Source organism: Mesorhizobium sp. WSM4810 (assembly GCF_055811235.1).
Window position 1 is genome coordinate 37,675 of record NZ_JBVVQV010000021.1, and the last position, 20,703, is coordinate 58,377.

18 protein-coding genes are annotated in these 20,703 nt (G+C 64.7%); 13 read left to right on the forward strand and 5 right to left on the reverse strand.

The features are described from left to right. The first annotated feature begins 36 nt into the window (after positions 1 to 36). From AC0L3O_RS25320 to AC0L3O_RS25345, 6 genes are all read left to right on the forward strand, one after another. The gene (locus tag AC0L3O_RS25320) at positions 37 to 1,560 is read left to right on the forward strand and encodes a hypothetical protein (protein WP_473616938.1); all 1,524 of its coding nucleotides are present in this window, start codon (positions 37 to 39) and stop codon (positions 1,558 to 1,560) included. A gap of 167 nt (positions 1,561 to 1,727) precedes the next feature. Further along, a complete protein-coding gene (locus tag AC0L3O_RS25325) occupies positions 1,728 to 3,032 on the forward strand; it encodes an ABC transporter substrate-binding protein (protein WP_473616939.1) in 1,305 nt (434 codons plus the stop codon). Positions 3,033 to 3,058: 26 nt separating this feature from the next. After that, on the forward strand, positions 3,059 to 3,940 hold the full coding sequence (locus AC0L3O_RS25330) for a branched-chain amino acid ABC transporter permease (protein WP_473534804.1): 882 nt from the start codon (positions 3,059 to 3,061) through the stop codon (positions 3,938 to 3,940). Beyond that, positions 3,937 to 4,899, forward strand: coding sequence for a branched-chain amino acid ABC transporter permease (locus tag AC0L3O_RS25335; RefSeq protein ID WP_473534805.1), 963 nt, complete (start codon positions 3,937 to 3,939; stop codon positions 4,897 to 4,899). Before AC0L3O_RS25330 ends, AC0L3O_RS25335 begins: the two co-directional genes overlap by 4 nt. Next, a complete protein-coding gene (locus AC0L3O_RS25340; RefSeq protein ID WP_473534806.1) occupies positions 4,896 to 5,621 on the forward strand; it encodes an ABC transporter ATP-binding protein in 726 nt (241 codons plus the stop codon). Before AC0L3O_RS25335 ends, AC0L3O_RS25340 begins: the two co-directional genes overlap by 4 nt. After that, positions 5,618 to 6,337, forward strand: coding sequence for an ABC transporter ATP-binding protein (locus tag AC0L3O_RS25345; RefSeq protein WP_473616941.1), 720 nt, complete (start codon positions 5,618 to 5,620; stop codon positions 6,335 to 6,337). Before AC0L3O_RS25340 ends, AC0L3O_RS25345 begins: the two co-directional genes overlap by 4 nt. Here the strand turns inward: AC0L3O_RS25345 and AC0L3O_RS25350 are convergent, their stop codons facing one another. Together AC0L3O_RS25350 and pncA are read right to left on the reverse strand one after the other, a co-directional pair. Continuing rightward, on the reverse strand, positions 6,338 to 7,768 hold the full coding sequence (locus AC0L3O_RS25350; RefSeq protein WP_473534808.1) for a sodium:proton antiporter: 1,431 nt from the start codon (positions 7,766 to 7,768) through the stop codon (positions 6,338 to 6,340). Positions 7,769 to 7,809: 41 nt separating this feature from the next. Then, positions 7,810 to 8,409 (reverse strand): bifunctional nicotinamidase/pyrazinamidase, encoded by a 600-nt coding sequence (gene pncA, locus AC0L3O_RS25355; protein ID WP_473534809.1) that lies wholly within the window; start codon positions 8,407 to 8,409, stop codon positions 7,810 to 7,812. Between the two features lie 336 nt (positions 8,410 to 8,745). Here pncA and AC0L3O_RS25360 point away from each other — a divergent pair, with 336 nt between their 5' ends. Genes AC0L3O_RS25360 through AC0L3O_RS25385 form a run of 6 tightly spaced genes read left to right on the forward strand, consistent with a single transcriptional unit; the run spans position 8,746 to position 15,981 of the window. Continuing rightward, complete coding sequence (locus AC0L3O_RS25360; protein WP_473534811.1) at positions 8,746 to 9,609, forward strand: FAD binding domain-containing protein; 864 nt, start codon at positions 8,746 to 8,748, stop codon at positions 9,607 to 9,609. A gap of 59 nt (positions 9,610 to 9,668) precedes the next feature. Then, on the forward strand, positions 9,669 to 12,527 hold the full coding sequence (locus AC0L3O_RS25365; RefSeq protein ID WP_473534812.1) for a molybdopterin-dependent oxidoreductase: 2,859 nt from the start codon (positions 9,669 to 9,671) through the stop codon (positions 12,525 to 12,527). Further along, the gene (locus AC0L3O_RS25370) at positions 12,524 to 14,065 is read left to right on the forward strand and encodes a 6-hydroxynicotinate reductase (RefSeq protein ID WP_473534813.1); all 1,542 of its coding nucleotides are present in this window, start codon (positions 12,524 to 12,526) and stop codon (positions 14,063 to 14,065) included. Before AC0L3O_RS25365 ends, AC0L3O_RS25370 begins: the two co-directional genes overlap by 4 nt. Next, positions 14,065 to 14,946 carry a UPF0280 family protein gene (locus AC0L3O_RS25375; RefSeq protein WP_473534814.1) on the forward strand — a complete coding sequence of 294 codons (882 nt, stop codon included), beginning with the start codon at positions 14,065 to 14,067 and terminating at the stop codon, positions 14,944 to 14,946. The genes AC0L3O_RS25370 and AC0L3O_RS25375 overlap by 1 nt, the downstream gene beginning before the upstream one ends. Beyond that, the gene (locus AC0L3O_RS25380) at positions 14,939 to 15,523 is read left to right on the forward strand and encodes an amino acid synthesis family protein (protein ID WP_287213473.1); all 585 of its coding nucleotides are present in this window, start codon (positions 14,939 to 14,941) and stop codon (positions 15,521 to 15,523) included. Before AC0L3O_RS25375 ends, AC0L3O_RS25380 begins: the two co-directional genes overlap by 8 nt. Beyond that, positions 15,520 to 15,981, forward strand: a complete 462-nt coding sequence (locus tag AC0L3O_RS25385; RefSeq protein ID WP_473534815.1) for a MarR family winged helix-turn-helix transcriptional regulator — start codon at positions 15,520 to 15,522, stop codon at positions 15,979 to 15,981. Before AC0L3O_RS25380 ends, AC0L3O_RS25385 begins: the two co-directional genes overlap by 4 nt. A 286-nt stretch (positions 15,982 to 16,267) precedes the next feature. Here AC0L3O_RS25385 and AC0L3O_RS25390 read toward each other — a convergent pair whose 3' ends face one another. Genes AC0L3O_RS25390 through AC0L3O_RS25400 form a run of 3 tightly spaced genes read right to left on the reverse strand, consistent with a single transcriptional unit; the run spans position 16,268 to position 19,832 of the window. Then, on the reverse strand, positions 16,268 to 17,236 hold the full coding sequence (locus tag AC0L3O_RS25390; protein WP_128175728.1) for a substrate-binding domain-containing protein: 969 nt from the start codon (positions 17,234 to 17,236) through the stop codon (positions 16,268 to 16,270). Beyond that, on the reverse strand, positions 17,233 to 18,549 hold the full coding sequence (locus AC0L3O_RS25395; RefSeq protein WP_473498330.1) for an ABC transporter permease: 1,317 nt from the start codon (positions 18,547 to 18,549) through the stop codon (positions 17,233 to 17,235). The genes AC0L3O_RS25390 and AC0L3O_RS25395 overlap by 4 nt, the downstream gene beginning before the upstream one ends. Then, the gene (locus AC0L3O_RS25400; protein WP_473534818.1) at positions 18,546 to 19,832 is read right to left on the reverse strand and encodes a sugar ABC transporter ATP-binding protein; all 1,287 of its coding nucleotides are present in this window, start codon (positions 19,830 to 19,832) and stop codon (positions 18,546 to 18,548) included. The genes AC0L3O_RS25395 and AC0L3O_RS25400 overlap by 4 nt, the downstream gene beginning before the upstream one ends. Here AC0L3O_RS25400 and AC0L3O_RS25405 point away from each other — a divergent pair. Further along, entirely contained in the window at positions 19,726 to 20,700 is a 975-nt protein-coding gene (locus AC0L3O_RS25405) for a LacI family DNA-binding transcriptional regulator (RefSeq protein WP_473534858.1), read from the forward strand. The genes AC0L3O_RS25400 and AC0L3O_RS25405 overlap by 107 nt on opposite strands. Positions 20,701 to 20,703: the final 3 nt, after the last annotated feature.

Consider the following 20,703-nt stretch of genomic DNA (forward strand, 5'->3'; position numbering starts at 1 on the left):
CCGAGCGAACTGCCGATCTCCCCCCAAGTGGGGGAGATGTCAAGTTTTGGCAAAGAGAGCAGGACAGAGGGGGGCGCCGTAGAGCGCTGTCATTCAGCCGCCAAAGCCATTTGCTTTCTTGGTTCTGTCGCTTCGTTGGCCCTCCTGTTCCCCACCCCAGCCTTCGCCCATGCCTCCGATCGCGGCCACGTCCTGCTTCTGCCCACCGGCTACTACGTCGCCGGCGGCGCGTTCGCGGTCGCAGCCAGTTTTCTTGTCCTGGCGCTGCTGCCCTCAGACTTTCCTGCCCGCTTCTGGCGGCGGCGCCTGCCGCTGTTCGCATTCGGCGACGGCGCGCGGGCGGTCGTCAGCTTGATATCCTTTGCCGGCTTTGTAGTTCTGGTTGCGGCCGGCCTGTTCGGCAGCCGTGATCCGCTCTCCAACCCGCTGCCGCTGGCGATCTGGACGCTGCTCTGGGTTGGCCTGGTTTTGCTGCAGGGGCTGTTCGGCAATCTCTGGTCATGGCTCAACCCGTGGTACGGGCCCTGGCGTGTCATTTCCCGCCTGTTCGGCAATCGCAAGATCGTCAATCGCAAGACATGGCGATCGCCTGCGTGGCTCGGCTGCTGGCCGGCTTTCGCGCTGTTCTTCGCCTTCGCCTGGTTCGAGTTGATCGACCCGGCGCCCGACGACCCGGCGCGGCTCGCCTGGGCCGCCGGCCTTTATTGGCTGCTGAGTTTTGCCGCCATGCTGGTGTTCGGCTACCGCGACTGGACCCGGCGCGGTGAGTTCCTGACCGTCTTCCTCGCCATGGTTGCGCGCTTCGCCCTGCTTGAGCGCGACGAAGGCAAGCGCAATGAAGGCGGGCGCAATGAAGTCGAGCGCAAGGAAGGCGGTCGGCTCAGTCTGTGCTGGCCGGGCGCCAAGCTCGGCGATGCCGCGCCGCTGTCGCTCAGCGGCATCGCTTTCCTGCTGCTGGCGCTGTCGTCGGTGTCGTTCGACGGTCTGTCCAAAACCTTCTTCTGGCTCGGCCTGTTCGGCATCAATCCGCTGGAATTTCCGGGCCGCACGGCGGTGATCGGCGTCGGCAGCTTCGGGCTCGTGCTGACGTTCGTCCTGCTTGCAGCCGCGTTCATCCTTGCCATTGTCCTTGGCCAGCATCTTGCCGGCAGCCCGCATTCCCTCAGTCAGGCCGCAGGGCTGCTGGTCTGGTCGATCGTGCCGATCGCGCTCGCCTATCATGTTGCGCACTATCTGACGGCGCTGCTCGTCGACGGCCAATATGCGCTGGCTGCGCTTTCCGACCCGTTCACGCTGGGCTGGAACCTGTTCGGCACCGCCGACATGCCGATCGAAGCCGGCGTCGCTGCCGGCGCCGGCTCGGCATGGTGGCTGTGGAATTTCCAGGCCGGCGTCATCATCATTGGCCACATGCTCGCCGTGCTCGTCGCGCATGGCCTCGCCTGGCGATTGCATTCGCGTCCCGCGGGCGCCGCGCTCAGCCAGTTTCCGCTCACCGTGCTGATGATCGCCTATACGGTCTTCGGCCTGTGGTTGCTTGCCACGCCTTCGGTCGGGTGAGACAAAACCCGGCTTCGATGACGTCGATCAGTCCCCGGGGGAAAGCTCGCTTGCCACGTCAGGGCTTTGATGATTTAGTTTGTACACATGCAATTTCGGCGCTCTCACCAAGAGTGGCCCGTCTCGCTACAGCCATTGGTCAAAACTCAAAAACAAGGGGAACTGCCGTGACTGACAAGAATGGGTTTTTAGATCTCTCCAAAACCGGTCTCACCCGCCGCACCGCGCTCAAGGGGTTGGCCGCGGGCGCCGGACTTGCCGTCGCGCCTGGGTTCGTGCGCTACAGCCAGGCGCAAAGCTCGGCGCCGATAAAGATCGGCTTCCAGTCCCACCGCACCGGCATCGGCGCCGCCTATGGCCGCTGGTACGAGCGGACCACCGCAGCCGCGGTCAAGGCGATCAACGAAGCCGGCGGCATCAACGGCCGGCCGGTCGAGGTGATCATCGAGGATGACGGCACCGATCCCGGCCGCGGCGCCGAAGTGGTCGGTAAGTTCGCCACCCAGCACAAGACCGACATCGTCTACGGCACGCTGTTTTCGCATGTCGTCATCGGCTCGGCGCCGGCAGCCGGCGAGGCCAAGATGCCCTATTTTGTCGTCAGCGAAGGCCACCACGTCGCCTCGACCAAGCTCAACCGCTACGTCTTCCAGCCCGGCATCACCGACGTGAAGAGCCAGATCCAGGCGATGGCGCCGTGGATCGCGGCGAATGCCGGCAAGAAGGTGACGCAGATTTTCCCCGATTTCGCCTTCGGCTACGACCATCGCGACTACCTGCCGCCGGCGCTGAAGGCGCAGGGCGCCGAGGTCATCGCCCAGATCGCCATCCCGCCGACGGAATCGTCCTTCACCAAATACTTTCCGCAGATCCCGGCCGAAACCGAGGTGATCTACCACGTCATGGTCGGCCCGGCGGTACTCACCTTCGTCAAGGAACTCGGCGAATTCTACGGCTCCAGCCGGCCGCAGCTGTTCGGCTTCATCGATTCGCTCGAAGCCACCGACATCAACAGCCCCGGCCTCGAATTCCTCGACGGCAGCCATTTCTGGGAAGGCTCGCCGCGCTATGCGCAGCCCGATGATTCCGGCGCGCAGAAGGCCTATCGCGCCGCCGTCGGCATCGACGACAATGGCGCCGCCGTCGGCGATCCCAAGGACGTCTCCACCGCCGCCCACATGTTCGGCTGCTGGGAAACGCTCTATGTCGTCAAGAAGGCGATGGAGGATGCCGGCTACAAGGGCCCGGAAGACCGCGCCAAGCTGGTCGAGGCGACCGAGGCCCTGACCGAGTTCGCCGAAGGCCCCGAGCATCCGCAGGGGCCGAAGACCTTCAACGGCAAGATCCACCAGTGTTTTGGCATCCAGAACATCTCCAAGGTCGAAGGCGGCCGGCTGAACGTCGTCCACAAGACCAAGATCGAGGACGGCCTCTACGAGCCGGAAGGGGATTACACGACGCAGCCGCTGTGAGCTTGCACCCCGCCAGCGTATAGCCGATGCACTTCGGACCCCACCTCCTCCTCGCCGCCCTCGAAGGCCTCGTCACCGCCGCCGTGCTGGCGCTGACGGCGCTTGGGCTGTCGCTGGTGTTCGGCGTCATGCGCGTCGTCAATGTCGCCCATGGCGAGTTCTTCATGCTCGGCGCGGTGCTTGCCTGGGCGATCTCCACGGCGATATCAGGCCATCCGGCGCTCGGCTTCCTCGCAGCCCTGGTGCTGGCGCCGCTGATCGTCGGCCTGATCGCGCTCGTCTCCGAACGGCTGGTGCTGCGCCGGCTGAATTACAATCCGGAAGCCACCATCGTCGCCACCATCGGCATGCTCTACATCATCCAGCAACTGGCGCTGACCTTTTATGGTCCGGAGGCACGGCCGGTGGAGCCGCCCTTCAGCTACCGCATCCTTTTGCCGTGGTTCGGCTACTCCGGCTACAAGCTGTCGATCATCGCCGCATCCGCGCTTCTGCTGGTGGCGACCTGGTTCGTGCTGACGCGTACGCGAATTGGCCTCGTCATGCGCGCCACGCAATATGACAGCGAAACGGCGCAGGCCTTTGGCATTCCGGTCGACCGCGTCTATGCCGGCGTCTTCGCGCTCGGCGCCATGCTGGCGGCGGTGGCCGCGGTGCTGATCGTGCCGATCAGCCAGGCGCATTACCTGATGGGACAGGACCCGCTGCTGCTGTCCTTCATCGTCGTCATCATCGGCGGCCTCGGCTCGCTGCGCGGAACCGTGGTCGCCGCCGTGCTCATCGGCCTGTCGGACGGCATCATCTCGGTGTTCTTCTCGCCGACGCTGGCCAAGATCATCGCCACGCTGCTGGTGGCCATGGTGCTGGTGTTCCGGCCGCAAGGCCTGTTCGGGACGGCATCGCGATGAAGGAGGCTTCACCGTCAAAGGCCTATGCGTTGCATCTGGGCGTCATCGTCCTGCTGTTCGCCCTAAGCTTCGTCCTGCCGGAATATCACCACGGGCTGCTCGCCCGCATCATGGTGCTGGCGGTTTTCGCCATGGGCTACAACCTGCTGTTCGGCTATGTCGGGTTGCTCAGCCTCGGCCACGCCATGTTCTTTTCGGCTGGGCTCTATGGCGCAGGCCTTGCCGTCATCCACCTCGGCTGGAGTGTGCCGGCCGCCTTCGCCGCCGGCCTTGCCTGCGGCGCGCTTCTCGCGCTGGTGATCGGGCTGCTGGCGCTGCGCACTTCCGGTGTCGCCTTCATGATCGTCACCATGATGTTCGCGCAGGTGTTCTATCTCATAATCCTCTATCTCGCGGCCTGGACCGGCGGCGATCAGGGCTTGGTGGTGCCGCAGTCGGCGCGTGTGCTTGTTTTGGGCGACACCTCGCTCGGCCTCACCAATCCGACCGTGCGCTACATGAGCGCGCTGGTCCTGTTCTCGATCGTGCTGCTGGTGACGCTCGGCATAGTCCGCTCCAGGTATGGCCGTGTGCTGGTCGCCATCCGCGAAAACGAGGAGCGGACCAAAATGCTTGGCTACGACATTTTTTCCAACAAGCTTGCCGCGGTCGTCATCTCCGGCACCATCTGCGCGGCTTCGGGCGCCGCCTACGCGCTGCTGTTCGGGTACGTCGGCTCGACCTTCGCCTCGGTGCAATATTCCATTCTGCCGCTGCTCTGGGTGCTGCTCGGCGGTGCTGCGACCACGCTCGGTCCGCTGATCGGCACGCTGTTCATGTACTATGTCGTCGACATCACCAGCGGCTACACCTCGGCCTATCTGCTCATAGTCGGCATTGCCCTCATCGCGCTGGTGCTGTTCTTTCCCAAGGGCGTTCTCGGCACCATCCGCCAGCGCTGGCTCGGATGGCTGCCATGATGCCGCTGCTGACGACCAAAGGCCTGTATCGCAATTTCGGCGGCCTGCGCGCCGTCGATGGTGTCGATTTCGCCCTCATGCCGGGCGAGATCCGCGCCGTCATCGGCCCCAACGGCGCCGGCAAGACCACCTTCGTCAGCCTGATCAGCGGCCGCATCCAGCCATCGTCGGGCATGATCGTCTTCGACGGCGCCGACATCACCAACCTGCCGGCCTACGCCAGGGTTCGCCTCGGCATCGCCTACACCTTCCAGATCACCAGCGTCTTTGCCAACCTCACCGCCTACGACAACGTTGCGCTGCCTGTGCAGCGCACGCTGACCGACGGCCGCTCGAAAGGTGCCGTGCATGTCGGCGTCATGGCGGCGCTCGAGCGCACTGGCCTTGCCGACCGCGCCCACATGCCGGCCGGGCAATTGTCCTATGGCCATCAGCGCCTGCTCGAAGTGGCGATGGGGCTGGCGCTGAAGCCGCGCCTGCTGATCCTCGACGAGCCGACGCAGGGGCTGGCCGACAGCGAGATCGACAATTTCATCGGGCTGGTGCGCGAGATCGCAAAAAGCGCCACCGTGCTTCTGATCGAACACAACATGCCGGTGGTCATGCAGCTTGCCGACCGCATCACGGTCTTCAACGCCGGCAAGATCCTGGCCGAAGGCACGCCCGAGCAGGTCCGCGCCAATACGCAAGTGCAGGACGCCTATCTGGGGACGACCGCATGACGCAAACGCGGGCTGAAGCACTGATCGTCTCCGGGCTCGATTGCTTCTACGGCGAGGTCCAGGTGCTCTACGGCCTCGACCTCGTGCTGAACAAGGGCGAGGTGCTTTGCTTGTTCGGCCGCAACGGCGCCGGCAAGACGACGACGCTGAAGGCGATCATGGGCCTCGTTCCGTCACGCGCCGGCTCGATCAGGCTCGACGGCAGGGAATTGACCGGCCTGCCGGCGCACGACGTGCCGAAGGCCGGCGTCGCCTATGTGCCGCAGGGCCGGCGGCTGTTCGCTGAGATGACGGTGGCCGAAAACATCGAGATTGGCCTGATGGCCCGCGGCAAGGGCAAGGCGACGCGCGAAAACGTGCTCGAGCTCTTCCCGCTGCTGCGCCAGCGGCTGAGACAACGCTCCGGCACGCTGTCGGGCGGCGAGCAGCAGATGCTGGCCATGGCGCGGGCCCTGTGCCTCGAACCGCAGGTGCTTCTGCTCGACGAGCCGACCGAAGGGCTGATGCCGTCGATGATCGCAAAAATTCGCGAGACAGTAGCGAAGCTGCGCGACCTTGGCGTCTCGACGATCCTGGTCGAGCAGCGCGTCGATGCCGTGCTGTCCGTCGCCGACCGGGTCTCGTTCATCGAAAACGGCCGCAACCGCGAGACCGTCGATGTCGAGGAGCTCCGCGCCGATCCGTCGGCGGTCCGCCGCTATGTCGGCGTCGGCTGATCAGCGAAAGAACAGGAAACCCGCGATCAAAAATATCGGGACCAGCACCGCGCCCGACCATGCCATGTAGCCAAAGAAGCCCGGCATTTTCACGCCGCGATGCCTGGCAATGGCGTAAACCATGAAATTCGGTGCATTGCCGATGTAGGTGTTGGCGCCCATGAACACCGCGCCGGCCGAGATCGCCGCCAGCGTCGAGGCGAAGGTGGTCATCAGATGCTGCGGATCGCCGCCGGCGAGCTCGAAGAACACCAGATAGGTCGGCGCATTGTCGAGGAAGGAAGATAGCGCTCCGGTCATCCAGAAATACGCCAGGTCGTTGGGCTCACCGGTGGGCGAGCTGACAAGCGAGACCAGCGGCGCCAGCGCGCCATCGGCACCGGCCCTGAGAATGGCGATGACCGGCACGATGCAGATGAAGATGCCGGCGAACAGTTTCGCCACCTCTGATATCGGCTCCCAGTGGAAGTTGTTCGCCTGCCGGTGGCTTTTCTGCGAGACGCCGAGCGAAAGGAACGCAAGCGCCAGGATGATGGCGTCGCGCACAAGGTTCTGCAATTCAAGGCTCACGCCCTGGACCGAGAAAGCCACGCCCGGCTTCCAGGTCGCGGAAAGCAGGATCGCGCCGATCACCCCGGCCAGCAGCGGGAGGTTGGCCAGGCCTCGGATGCGCACCTTCGTGTCCGGTGTCGGATCCTTGATCTTCGGTGCGCCGGCCTCGCGGTGATGCAGGATGATGTCCATGGCAAGGAAGACGGCCAGCACCAGGCCGCCGACGAACAGTGTCTCCTGATAGAGATTGGCAGCGGTCCAGAAGAAATCGACGCCGCGCAGGAAGCCGACGAACAGCGGCGGATCACCGAGCGGCGTCAGCGAGCCGCCGATGTTGGACACCAGGAAAATGAAGAAGATGACGACATGGGCGTTGAACGACCGGTTGTCGTTGGCGCGCAGGATCGGCCTGATCAGGATCATCGAGGCGCCGGTCGTGCCGATGACCGAGGCGAGCATCGCCCCGATCAGCAGCAGTCCGGCATTCACCAGCGGCGTGCCGTGGATGTTGCCAGCGACGAGGATGCCGCCCGAAATGGTGAACAGCGCAAACAGAAGAATGATGAACGACATGTATTCGGTGAGCAGCGCATGCAGCACCGCCTCTGCAGCCGAAGCCATGCCGAACGCCAGCGCCAGCGGCACGACCGCAAGCGCCGCCCAGAACAAGGTGATCTTGCCGTAGTGATGCTCCCAGACATGGTGGAAGAGCAATGGCCCGGTGGCGATCGACAGAAGCAGGCCGGCAAAGGGCAGCGCCCACCACAGCGACATTGTTTCGCCCGGCAGTTCGTGGACCTCGGCTGCAAGCACTGTTCCCGGAAACAGGGTTGCGACTGCCACCACAGCGCCCGCCGTCAAAGCCGCCGCAAACCGCATAATGCCCCCTCTGGAATTGTGTCGAATGCGATTGGTGATGTTCAAGCCAGCGTCACGCCGGCATCGCGCATTCGGTTCAGCATCGTCTCGAGTGAGCCATTGAGATCGATGCCGCGGCAGGCGTCGAGCCGCACTGTCGTGTGAAAGCCGTGCTTGACCGCGTCGAGCGCCGAGAAGGCGACGCAATAATCGGTCGCCAGGCCGACCAGGGTCAGCGTGTCGATGCCGCGCTCCTTGAGATAGCCGGCAAGGCCGGTCGGCGTCGCATGGTCGTTCTCGAAGAAAGCCGAATAGCTGTCGATCTCCGGACGGAAACCCTTGCGGATCACCAGTTCGGCCCTGGTCCAGGCAAGACCCGAATGGAAATCCGAACCCAGGCTGCCCTGGATGCAGTGGTCGGGCCACAGCGTCTGCGGGCCGTACGGCATTTCAATCGTTTCGAACGGCTGCTTGCCGGGATGACTGGAGGCAAAGCTCGAATGGCCGGCGGGATGCCAGTCCTGCGTCAGCACGACATGTTCGGTCCGCCGGATCAGGTCGTTGACCAGCGGCACGATCTCGTCGCCGCCGGTAACCGCCAGCGCGCCGCCCGGGCAGAAATCGTTCTGCAGGTCGATGATGACAAGCGCTTCGTCGGCCATGCAGCCTCCCTCTTGTTGTCGCGGAGGCATGACCCGAACCGAAAATCGCCGGTGTTCGATCCTGCCGAAATTGCCGCTGGCGCGACCGATGCAGAAACTTGACCAGATGGCCGGCTGCGTCAACTCCAACGGCGTAACAAATGTGCGTGCCGTCGCGCCGATGCTGACGCTGGCGCCAAAACGCGCCAAAACTCCGGCTTTGACAAATCCTGCCGGCTTGATATCATTTGCATACGAATGAATTTGACCGGTTTCGGATGCCGGAAGCATCCGTCTGGAACCCTTTTCTGGGAAGGCCCATTTTTGGGAAGGCCATTGTTTCTGGGAAGGCAAGGCGTGATCCGTTACGCGAAACCCACCACGGTCGACGAGGCGCTCGCTTTGCTTGGCGAGGCTCGGTGGCGCATCCTTGCCGGCGGCACCGATTTCTATCCGGCACAAGGAGCCAAGCCTTTCCGCGACAATGTCCTCGACGTCAACGGTCTGGCGACCCTGCGCGGCATTGCTGAGACCGGCAGCCATTGGCTCATCGGCGCGCGCACGACCTGGACCGATCTTGTCCGTCATCCGCTGCCGACGGCTTTCGATGCGCTGAAGCAGGCGGCGCGGGAAGTCGGCTCCGTCCAGATCCAGAACGTCGCCTCCATCGCCGGCAACCTCTGCAACGCCTCGCCGGCGGCCGACGGCGTGCCGGCGCTGCTGGTTCTCGACGCCGAGGTCGAGCTGCGCTCGCTGGCGACGGTCCGCCATCTGCCGCTGGAAAAATTCATCCTGGGGAACCGCCGCACGGAACTGCAGCCGGGCGAAATGGTCACCGCCATCCGCGTGCCGAAAGAAGCGGCCACCGGCACGTCGGCTTTCGAAAAACTCGGCGGGCGCCGCTATCTCGTCATTTCCATAGCCATGGCGGCGGCCCGCTTGACCATTGAGGATGGCATCGTCGCCAACGCCGCCGTCGCCGTCGGCTCCTGTTCGGCGGTCGCCAGGCGTCTTGCAAGTGTCGAAGCAGCTTTGCGCGGCGTCCCGGTCGACGGATCTCTCGTCGCTGCGATCCAGTCCGCACCGATGGACGAGCTTTCGCCGATCGACGACGTGCGCGGCAGCGCCGAATACCGGCTGGACGCCGCGCGCGAGATTGTCGCCCGCGCCGTTCTCGGTGCCGCGGGTCACGCGTCGGTCGGGAAGGTAGCGGCGGCATGAGCCAAGCTCAACCTGGCATGACCAAAACTCAGCCTGGCATGAGCGGAGCTCAGCCTGGCATGAGCATGGAGCGTGCCGACATCGCCTTCGAGGTCAACGGCGCCGCCGTTTCTGTCTGCGTGCCGCCGGTTCGCCGTCTCTCTTCGGTGCTGCGTGACGAATTGCGCCTGACCGGCACCAAGGTCGGCTGCGACGCCGGCGATTGCGGCGCCTGCACGGTGCTTGTCGACGGCGAACCCGTCTGCGCCTGCCTCATGTCTGCGGCTTCTGCCGCTGGCTCCGTGGTGACCACGGTCGAGGGTCTCGCCAACCGCAGATTGTCGGCGCTGCAGGCCTCGTTCCTCGACCATGGCGCGGCGCAATGCGGCATCTGCACACCCGGCCTGCTCATCGCGGCGACAGCGCTTCTGGACAGCAACCCCAATCCAACCGAGGCCGAAACCCAGGATGCCCTGGGCGGCGTCCTCTGCCGCTGCACCGGCTATCGCAAGATCGTCGCTGCGGTGATGGATGCTGGACGGTTCGCGAGCGAATTTTCGACCGACGGCGCTGCCCCTCATCCGCCTGCCGGCACCTTCTCCCCGTATAATGACGGGGAGAAAGGACAAGTTTGTGCGCTGGCGACCCCTTCTCTCGATCTTGACCGCAGAATGCCAATCTCAGGCCACGCCGTCGGCTCCTCTCCAATTCGCCTCGACGGCCTGCCGAAAGTCACCGGCGGCGAAAGATTCGGCGGCGATTCCTTCCCGGCCGAAGCGCTGGCGGTGCTGGTGGTTCGCTCGCCGCATTATCACGCCCGCTTCGCCTTCGGCGATCTCGACGCCTGGGTGAAAGTCCATCCCGGCATCGTCGGCGTCTTCACCGCTGCCGACATTCCGGGAAAGAACTGCTTCGGCGTCATTGCGCCTTTCGCCGACCAGCCGGCGCTGGCCGAGGATTTTTCGCGCTTTCGCGGCGAGGCGGTGGCGCTGGTTGCCGGCGAGCGCGAGGCCATCCTCGATCTCGACCTTGCGGATTTTCCTGTTCGTTGGGCCGAGTTGCCGCATGTCCTGCAGCCATGCGAGGCGCAGGCCGGCGGCGTGCAGCTGATCCACGAGAACCGGCCGGCAAACCTGCTCACATCAGGCTTTGTCGAGCGCGGTGACCCCGAAGCCGCCCTTGCCGGCGCTGCGTTCACTGTTTCCGGCGCCATCGACACGTCCTATGTCGAGCACGCCTATATCGAGCCGGAAGCCGGCTATGCCTATATGGACGGCGACACGCTGGTCGTCGTCGCCTGCACGCAGGCGCCCTATATGGACCGCGACGACGTGGCAAAAGTGCTTGGCCTTGCCGTCGACAAGGTGCGGATCGTGCCGACCGCCACCGGCGGCGGCTTCGGCTCCAAGCTCGACGTTTCGTTGCAGCCGCTGATCGGTCTGGTGGCGATGAAGACCGGGCGGCCGGCGGCACTCGCCTATACCCGTCATGAATCGATGATCTCGACCACCAAGCGTCATCCCGCCGAGATGAAGGCGACCATCGGCGCCGATGCCGATGGCCGCGTCACCGGCATGGTCTTCGCCGGCGATTTCAACACCGGCGCCTATGCGAGTTGGGGACCGACCGTCGCCAACCGCGTGCCGGTGCACGCCTCCGGTCCCTATGCGACGCCGAACTATCGGGCCGAAGGCCGCGCCATCCACACGAATGGCCCGATCTCCGGCGCCTTCCGCGGTTTCGGCGTGCCGCAGGCGACGATCATGCAGGAGACGCTCTATGACGAGCTGGCCGAAAAGCTTGGCCTGGACCGGCTCGATTTTCGGGTGAAAAACTGTCTTCGTAACGGCTCCGAAACGGTTACCGGACAGAGGCTGGAATCGGGCGTCGGCATCGCCGAGTGCCTCGAAGCGCTGCGCCCGCATTGGAGGCGTGCGCTTGTCGATGCCGATACATTCAACAGTGCCAACGAAACCCGGAAACGCGGCGTCGGCGTCGCCTCCTGCTGGTATGGCTGCGGCAACACCTCGCTGCCCAATCCGTCGACCATCAGGGTCGGCATCTCGGCTGAAGGCGACGTCGTCCTGCATCAGGGCGCGGTCGATATCGGGCAAGGTTCGAACACGGTCATTGCGCAGATCTGCGCCGACGCGCTCGGCCTGCCGCTCGAAAAATTCCGCTTGAAAAGCGCCGACACGGCGATCACGCCGGACGCCGGCAAGACGTCGGCCTCGCGCCAGACCTTCGTGACCGGCAAGGCCGCCGAAAAAGCCGGCCGTGCTTTGCGCGAGACCATGCTGCGCTTTGCCAATGTGTCGGAGAGAGCGGCGATCGCTCTGGATGGCGCAAGCCTGGTCATCCGCGAAGGCGAAGCGACACGGCATATCGATTTGTCCACGCTGAAGGCCGATGCCGACGGCTTGGTCTTTCGCGCCGAGGAAAGCTATGACCCGCCGACCCTGCCGCTCGACGCCAGGGGCCAGGGCAAGCCTTATGCCGTCTATGGCTACGGCGCGCAGATCGCCGAACTGGAGGTCGACCTCAAGCTCGGCACGGTGAAGCTGATCAAGATCACCGCAGCGCATGATGTCGGCAAGGCGGTCAATCCTCTGCTCGCCGAAGGCCAGATCGAGGGCGGCATCGCGCAAGGCATCGGCATGGCGCTGATGGAGGAATACATCCCCGGCCGCACCGAGAATCTGCACGACTACCTGATCCCGACGATCGGCGACGTGCCGCCGATCGAGACCATCCTGATCGAAGTTCCGGATCCGGAAGGACCGTTTGGCGCCAAGGGCCTGGGCGAGCATGTGCTGATCCCGACGGCACCGGCGATCCTCAACGCCATCCGCCATGCCACCGGTGTCCTGGTCAGCAAAATTCCGGCGACGCCGAGCCGCACCCGCGCCGCGATCCGCGACAAGGAGGCACGCCGATGAGCGAGCTTGCCGAACGTTTCGAGACGCATGATCCCGGCGAGAAGCAGGTGGCGGAAAAGATCCGCTGCGATGCCTGCCCGGTCATGTGCTACATAGCAGACGGCCGCACCGGCGCCTGCGACCGCTACGGCAATGTCGGCGGCAGGATCGTGCGGATGGATCCGCTGACCATCCTCGACCACGCGACCGAGGCCGGCGGCGCGGTCGTGCCGTTTGTCGCCGAGGGCGAAGAATGGGACGGCGAGCTGGTCAACACCGGCCGCCGCTTCGTCACCGCGATCGGCGCCGGCACCACCTATCCCGACTACAAGCCGGCGCCTTTCATCGTCAGCCAGGAGGTCGAAGGCGTCGATCTCGTCACCGTCGTCACCGAGGGCATCTTCTCCTACTGCGGCCTCAAGGTGAAGATCGACACCGACCGTCATATCGGCCCCGAAACGGCGATTGTGCGCGCCGGAGGCGAGGCGATCGGCCATGTCACGACAGGCGAATATGGCTCGCAGATGCTGTCGCTGGGCGGCGTGCATCATCTGACCGGCGGCTCGAAAGCCGAAGGCCGCGCCACCTGCGATGCGCTGCTCAATCTATGCAATCGCAAGCCGGTCGAACTCACCATCGACGGCGGCGCTGTGGTCGTCGTCGAAGCCGGCAAGCCGCCGGTCATCGACGGCAAGCTCGAGCAGCGGATGCGCGTCGGCTGCGGCTCGGCCACCATCGGCATGTTCGCCACCCAGTGGCGCGGCCTGGTCGACGAGGTGGTGGTGGTCGACGATCACATCACCGGCGTCGTCTCCGAGCATCAGGCAGGCAAGGTGCTCGGCTGGCAGGACACGGGCATAAAAATCATCGGCCGCCGTTCGACGCCGGGTCGCTATTTCAAGGTGTCGGAGCCCGGCCTCGGCTGGGGCGGCACCAGCATTTCCAACCCGCTGTCGATCCTTGGCGAATGGAATGCGAAGAAGGGCGCGCGTCCCGGCCTGTCGCTGCTGATGGTCTCGACCACCGGCGAGCAGTTCGCCTATTACGAGCTCGACGACGCCTTGAAGCCGATGCAGAAACCGTTCCCCGAGCGACTGCAGAAATCCGTCGGCCTGATCGAGGACAATTGCGAGCCGGCGCTGTGCACCGTGCTGTTCGTCGGCGGCGCCGGCGGCTCGCTGCGCGCCGGCGTCACCGAGAACCCGGTCAATCTGACCCGCTCGGTGCAGGGCCTGACGACGTATGTGACGGTCGGCGGCGCGCCGGTCTATGTCTGGCCGGGCGGCGGCATCACGCTGATGGTCGACGTCACCCGCGTGCCGGAAGGCGCCTTCGGCTATGTGCCGACGCCGGCACTGGTGGCGCCGATCGAGTTCACCCTGCGCCGCGACGATTATATCAGGCTCGGCGGCTACGAAGCCGAGATCCGCAGCGTTGACGACATTCTCGCCAAAGGCGGCGAGTATCTCAACCCGCGCCGCGGCACGTCTGCGCCAGCCAGCAATCCATGGCCGCCGCTGGCGCAGCTCCGGCGCACAGCGGCAGACGGGGCAAAGTGATGAACGGCCCGCAGGCGCATTGGCTTGAGGACGGCAGGCGGCTGCATCTCAATCATGGCCCGATCGACCTGATCGTCGAGGCATTTGGCGATGCGGACGAACGCCGCGCCGCCTATAGCCAGGCGGTGGCGCGGTTTCAAACAATCCTGCCAGAACTCGTCGACGAACTGCCAGAACTACGCCGGCCGGCCTCGTCGCGACCCCGGGCTTTCGCTGGCCCTACGGCGCGACGTATGGAAGCGGCGGTTGTTCCGCTGGCGAAACAATTCATCACGCCGATGGCTGCGGTCGCCGGTTCGGTAGCCGACGAAATGCTTGCTACGCTGCTGGCCGGCCGCCGGCTCGATCGCGCCTATGTCAACAATGGTGGCGACAGCGCGATCCATCTCGGCAATGGCCGGTCCATGACGCTTGCCATTGCCGGGACGGGCCATGGACTGGCAGACCGGATCGCGATCCGTGCCGAAGACGGGATTCGCGGCATCGCGACCAGCGGCTGGCGCGGCCGTTCCTTTTCGCTCGGGATCGCCGACGCTGTTACCGTGCTGGCGCGGACCGGTGCTGAAGCCGATGCAGCCGCCACCCTGATCGCCAACGCCGTCGACCTGCCCGGTCATCGCGCCATCGAGCGCATGCCGGCACGCGATCTGGCGCCCGACAGCGACCTTGGCGATCGCCTGGTCACCCAGGGCGTCGGCGCGCTTTCATCAGGCGAAATCGCCGTCGCGCTGGACTGGGGGCTCGCCGTCGCCGAGGAGTTTCGGCGAAACGGCCTGATTGCCGCTTCAGCCTTGTTCCTTGCCGGTCAGGCACGGATCGCCGGCCCCATGGCGCTCGTTGCGCCCAACGAGAAATCAAGGAAGGAAATTGCCCATGCCTGAGTTTGCGATCCGCAAGATTGCGGTGCTGACCGAGGAGATATTTCATGAGGGCGGGCCGGTGGCGAAGGTGCCGCGCCGCCGCGCCGCCGCAATGGCGGTAGTGAACAACCCATTCGCCGGCCGCTACGTGGAAGATCTGCAGAGCGCCATGGACGATCTGAAGCCGCTCGGCCTGCTGCTCTCCGACAAGCTCATCACCGCATTGGGTGGCGACGTGAAACAGATCGACGGCTACGGCAAGGGCGCCATCGTCGGTATCGCCGGCGAGCTGGAGCATGGCGCGCTGTGGCATGTGCCTGGCGGCTATGCCATGCGCGAGCGGCTCGGCGATGCCAAGGCGATCGTGCCATCGGCAAAGAAGGTCGGCGCCTTCGGCTCGCGGCTCGACGTGCCGCTCGGCCATATCAACGCCGCCTATGTGCGCAGCCATTTCGACGCCATGGAGGTCGGCATCAGCGACGGCCCTCGTCCCGACGAGATCCTGTTCTGCCTCGCCATGACCTGCGGCCCGCGCGTGCACGACCGCATGGGCGGCCTCGCGGCAAAGGACATCAAGGCGTGGGACGGACTGCGGTGAGCGCCGAAGACATCAAGCTCAAGCTGGTCGAGGCCGAGGAGCCTGACGAGAACGATTACCGCCTGCAGGAGCAGGTCGGCTTCATCCTGCGCAAGGCTCACCAGCGCCATGTCTCGATCTTCGCCGCGCACATCGCCGACCTGACGCCGCCGCAATTCGCCGCCCTGGCCAAGTTGCACGATGTCGGCGAGACCTCGCAGAACCAGCTTGGCAGCCTGATCGCCATGGACGCGGCGACGGTGAAAGGTGTCATCGACCGGCTCAAGGCGCGCGGCCTGGTCGAGCTTTCCAAGCATGAGGTCGACAAAAGGCGCCTGCTGGTCAATCTGACTGCTGAAGGCCGCAAGGCTGTCGAGCGGCTGATCCCGATCGCCCGCGACATCACGCAGGAAACGCTGGCGCCGCTTTCGGCCAAGGAGGCCGCCATTTTCATGAGGCTTTTGGCCAAGCTGGCGTGAGCGCGGCCTTGGTCAGCCTAGGCCGTAAGAGTCCGCATTTTCGGATACCTGGCCTAGTCAGCTTGTTCGGTCTGCGCTGCCCCTCATTGCCCTGCCGGGCATTTCTCCCCGTATAGTGACGGGAAGCCGCCACCGATGGTTTCGCCAATCGCCAGCGTTGAAAAAAGGGTGCAGCGTTTCCGGTCAGTCCCCTTCTCCCCGTCACTATACGGGGAGAAGGTGCCGGCAGGCGGATGAGGGGCAGCGCTATGCCGCGTCCCTCAAGCGCCCTCACCGGCGACACGCCTCAGAGCCCGTGCTCCTTCAGGATCTGGGCGGCATTTTCCTTGGTGATCTTCTGCGTCGGCAGCGTGATGGTCTTTTCGACCTTCTCGCCGTTCAGGAACTTGATCGCCTGCCGCAGCCCTTCGGCGCCCGGCGTCACATAGGTGAACGTCGCCGTCAGCTCACCATTGGCAACAAGCTGCACGCCTTCATTGGGCAGGCCGTCGATGCCGATGAACTTGATGTCCTTCTCGCGGCCGACGTCCTTGGCGGCAAGATAGGCGCCGTAGGCCATCGGGTCGTTATGACCATAGACGAGGTCGATCTTCTCGTTGTTGCGCAGCGCCGTGGCCATGATGTTGTAGGCCTGGTCCTGCTTCCAGTCGCCCGACTGCTGGTCGAGCAAATATTTTATGCCCGGCTCCTTGTCAGTGAATTCATGGAAGCCGTCATGGCGGTCATGTGCCGGCTGGGTACCCATTCCGCCCCAGATCTCGACGACATTGCCTGATGCCTTGCCCTTGCCGCCGAGCAATTCGACGGCGTATTCACCGGCAGCCCGGCCGATCAGCTTGTTGTCGCCGCCGACGAACTGCGTGTAGTCCTTGGTCTCGACGTTGCGGTCGAGCACGAAGACCGGGATCTTGGCGTCGATCGCTTGCTGCACGACACCGGTCAACCCCGCGGATTCCTTCGGTGACACCAGCAGCGCGTCGACTTCCTGGCGGATCAGGTTCTCGACATCGGCGACCTGCTTTTCCGTCTTGTCCTCGCCGTCGGTGACGATCAGCTCGACTTCCGGATGCTTGGCGGCCTCGGCCAGGATGTCCTTGTTGAACTGGGCGCGCCACGGCTCGATGGTCGTCACCTGCGAGAAGCCGATCTTCCACTTCTTGTCCTGTGCGTAGGCGTTGCCGCTGGCCAAAAGCGCGGTCGTGGTCAGCAGTGCCGCGGTGACAGCGGCAAGCTTCAGCAATTCACGTCGTTTCATTTCTTGTTTCCTCCAAGATTTAGAGACGGGGTCTCTTTTGACGGCCGCTTTGCTGCGGTCGTTTCCTTGTGCGCCGCTTTTCCGCCAGGCAGGCGCAGATAGTAGAGAAGATCAACGGCATTGCGCTCCTGGACGAGCACGGTGCCGATGATGATCATCCCCTTCAGCACGAGCTGAAGGTTCGAATTGATGTTGTGCAATTGCAGGATGTTCGAGAGCAGTCCGAAGATCAGCACGCCGCAGAATGTGCCGATGAGGCTGCCGCGACCGCCCATCAGGCTGGTGCCGCCGATGACCACGGCAGCGATGGCATCGAGCTCCAGCCCGGCGCCGGCATCCGGCTTGCCTTGCCTGTATTGCGCGACATAGAGCACCGCCGCCACGCCGGCCAGCAACCCGGATACGGCGTAGGTGGCGATCTTGACGCGGCCGGCGGCGATGCCGGACAGCCGCGCCGCCTCTTCGTTGCCGCCGATGGCGTAGACATAGCGGCCGAACGGCGTGAAGCGCAGCACCGCGCCGTAGATCAGGATCGCTCCGAGGAAGAACAGGCCCGGCATCGGGATCACGCCGAACACCAGCGAGCGCAGCATTTCGAAATCGGCGGTGGCGTTCGACCCGGTGTAGACCGGCAGCACCGCATTGTTCTGGCCGGCGGTCAGCCGGGCGATGCCGAGCGCCGTCACCATCATCGCCAGCGTGACGATGAAAGGCTGCAGCCGCCCGGCAACGATGATGAAGCCGTTGAGCGCGCCGAACAGCAAGCCGACGCAAGGCGCCACCAGCAACACGCCGAGCACGCCGAATTTCGAGCCGACCTGCGGCAGCAGGAACCACAGCACCAGACTGCAGAGGATCACCCCGACAATGCCGGGCGTGACCAGCCCACGAACGCTATCCAGCCTGATGGCGTGGGTGGCCTGCGGGCCGGCGCGCGATTTTTCGATGTTCAGGAAGATGAAGCGGGTGACCAGAATGCCGAGGCAAAGGGCGACAACGGCAACTGTCGGCACCCCCAGCACCACCGCCGGCGTGACGCCCGGAACCGTCAGCAGCATGGCGCAGACCACGGTGCAGATCGCCATCAGCGAGCCGACGGAAAGATCGATGCCGCCGGTGATGATCACCGCCGTCATGCCGGTGGCGATCAGGCCGGTGGTCGACACCTGGCGCAGCACATCGAGCAGATTGCCGTAGGACAGGAAGATGTTGTTGCCCTTGGAACTGATCGGCGAGCCCAGCACGCCGATCAGGAAGATGGCGATCAGGCCCCAATAGAGCTTCGTCCGGGACAGGATGTTCAAGATGCTCATGCTGCGGGTCTCGTCATGGTCCGGCGCGGCGCCGCGAGCCGCATGATGGCCTCCTCACTGGCTTGCGCGCGGGAAAGGATCCCCGTCTGGCGACCATCGGCCATGACCAGGATGCGATCGGAAAGATGCAGCAGCTCCGGCAATTCCGAGCTGATGACGGCGATGGCGAGGCCGTCTCGCGCCAGCTTGAAGATCAGGTCGTAGATCTCCCGCTTGGCGCCGACATCGATGCCGCGTGTCGGCTCGTCCAGCAGCAGCACCCGCGGCCGCGTTGCCAGCCACTTGCCGATGACGACCTTCTGCTGGTTGCCGCCGGACAGTGTGCCGGCCGGCTGCTCGATGGTCCCGCAGCGAATACCGAGCGCCTTGACCGCGTGCCGCGCCAAGCCTTGCTCGGCGGCCCGCGAGCGAAGGCCGAACCGCGCCAGCGCGCCGACCAGCGGCAGCGCGACATTGTCGGTAATCGACGCCTGAAGATGCAGGCCTTGCGTCTTGCGGTCCTCGGTCACCAGGGCGATGCCGAGGCGGCGTGCATCGCGCCGCGAACGGATTTCCACCGGCTCGCCGTCGAGCCGGATTTCGCCGCCGGCACGGCCGCTGCTGGAACCGAAGATGGTCTCCAGGATTTCGGTGCGTCCCGAGCCCAGCAGCCCGCCTATCCCCAGAATTTCGCCTTCGGCAAGATCGAAGGCGACGCCGTCGAGCGCGGTGCGCCAGGCGTGGCGGTCTGGTTTCGACAGCCATAGGCCGCTTACCGAGAGGACGATCTTGCCGCTGGGACCACGCTCTTCCTGGGAAGAGGCAAGCAGGTTGCGCCCGACCATCGCCGAAATGATGGTGTCTTCGTCGAGCTTTGCCATCGCCTCGGTCAGCACGCGGCGTCCATCGCGAAACACGGTGACCCGCCTGGCCAGATGCATGACCTCGTCGATGCGGTGCGAGATGTAGACGATCGCCACCCCGTTGTCGGCGAGCTGGCGGATGATCCGAAACAGCCTTTGGCATTCGGCCGGCGAAAGTGCGGAAGTCGGCTCGTCCATGATCAGGATGCGCGCCGACATCGACAGTGCCTTGGCGATCTCGACCAGCTGCTGCTCGCCGACACGCAGGCTGCCGACCCGCGCCTCCGGGTTGAGCTCGATGCCGAGCCTCTGCAGCAGGGCGCCGGCGGCATGGCTGCTTGCCTTGCGGTCGACGATAAGTCCGGCGATCAGCTTCTCGCGCCCCAGGAAGATATTGTCGGCAACGCTGAGCTCGGGGACCCGCAGCCTGAAGATGGGCACGACCCGCACCATCGGGCTGACCGTTCCCCACATCACCAATCCGTTCTTCACCGATGTCGTTTCGGTCATCCAGCAGGCATTCGACCGCGCCGGCTATGCGGTCATGCTGTGCTGCACGGACGAGGACCTGAACACGCAGGACGACCAGATCAGACTGCTGCTCGACAGAATGGTCGACGGACTGATTGTTGCGCGCGTCGGCGACGGCGCGATCCTGAAGAGAATTGTCGACGACGCCAACGTGCCGGTGGTGCTGCTCGACCGCGTTTGCGAAGGCGTCGATACCGACTCCGTCGTTCTCGACAACCAGCGCGCGGTGTTCGACGCCATCACCCATCTGATCGATCTCGGCCACCGGCGGATCGGCTACATCTCCGGATCGTTCGACATCTCGCCAATGCATGACCGCATGACGGGATATCGCGAGGCGCTCCAGGCTGCCGGCCTGCCGGTCGAGAGCGAGCTTGTCCGCTTCGGCAATTTCCATGAAGTCGACGGCTACAACGCGACGATGCAGCTGCTTTCGCTGCACGACCGCCCGAGCGCGGTCTTCTCGGCCAACAACCCGATGGTGATCGGCACCATGAAGGCGATCCGCGATATCGGGCTGTCCTGCCCCGAGGACATTTCGGTTGCCTGCTTCGACGATTTTCCGTGGTCGGACGTGTTCCAGCCGCAACTGACCACGGTCGCACAACCGGTCAAGGCGATCGGTGAGCAGGCGGCCAATCTGCTGCTCGACCGCCTAGCCGGAAACAGGGACGCGCCGCCGCGCAAGCTGACGCTCAAGGGACGCCTGATGATCCGCAATTCATGCCGGCCCCTTGGCGCGCCGCTGGGGGCGATCGCACAAAGCGTCAGCGCCTAACGC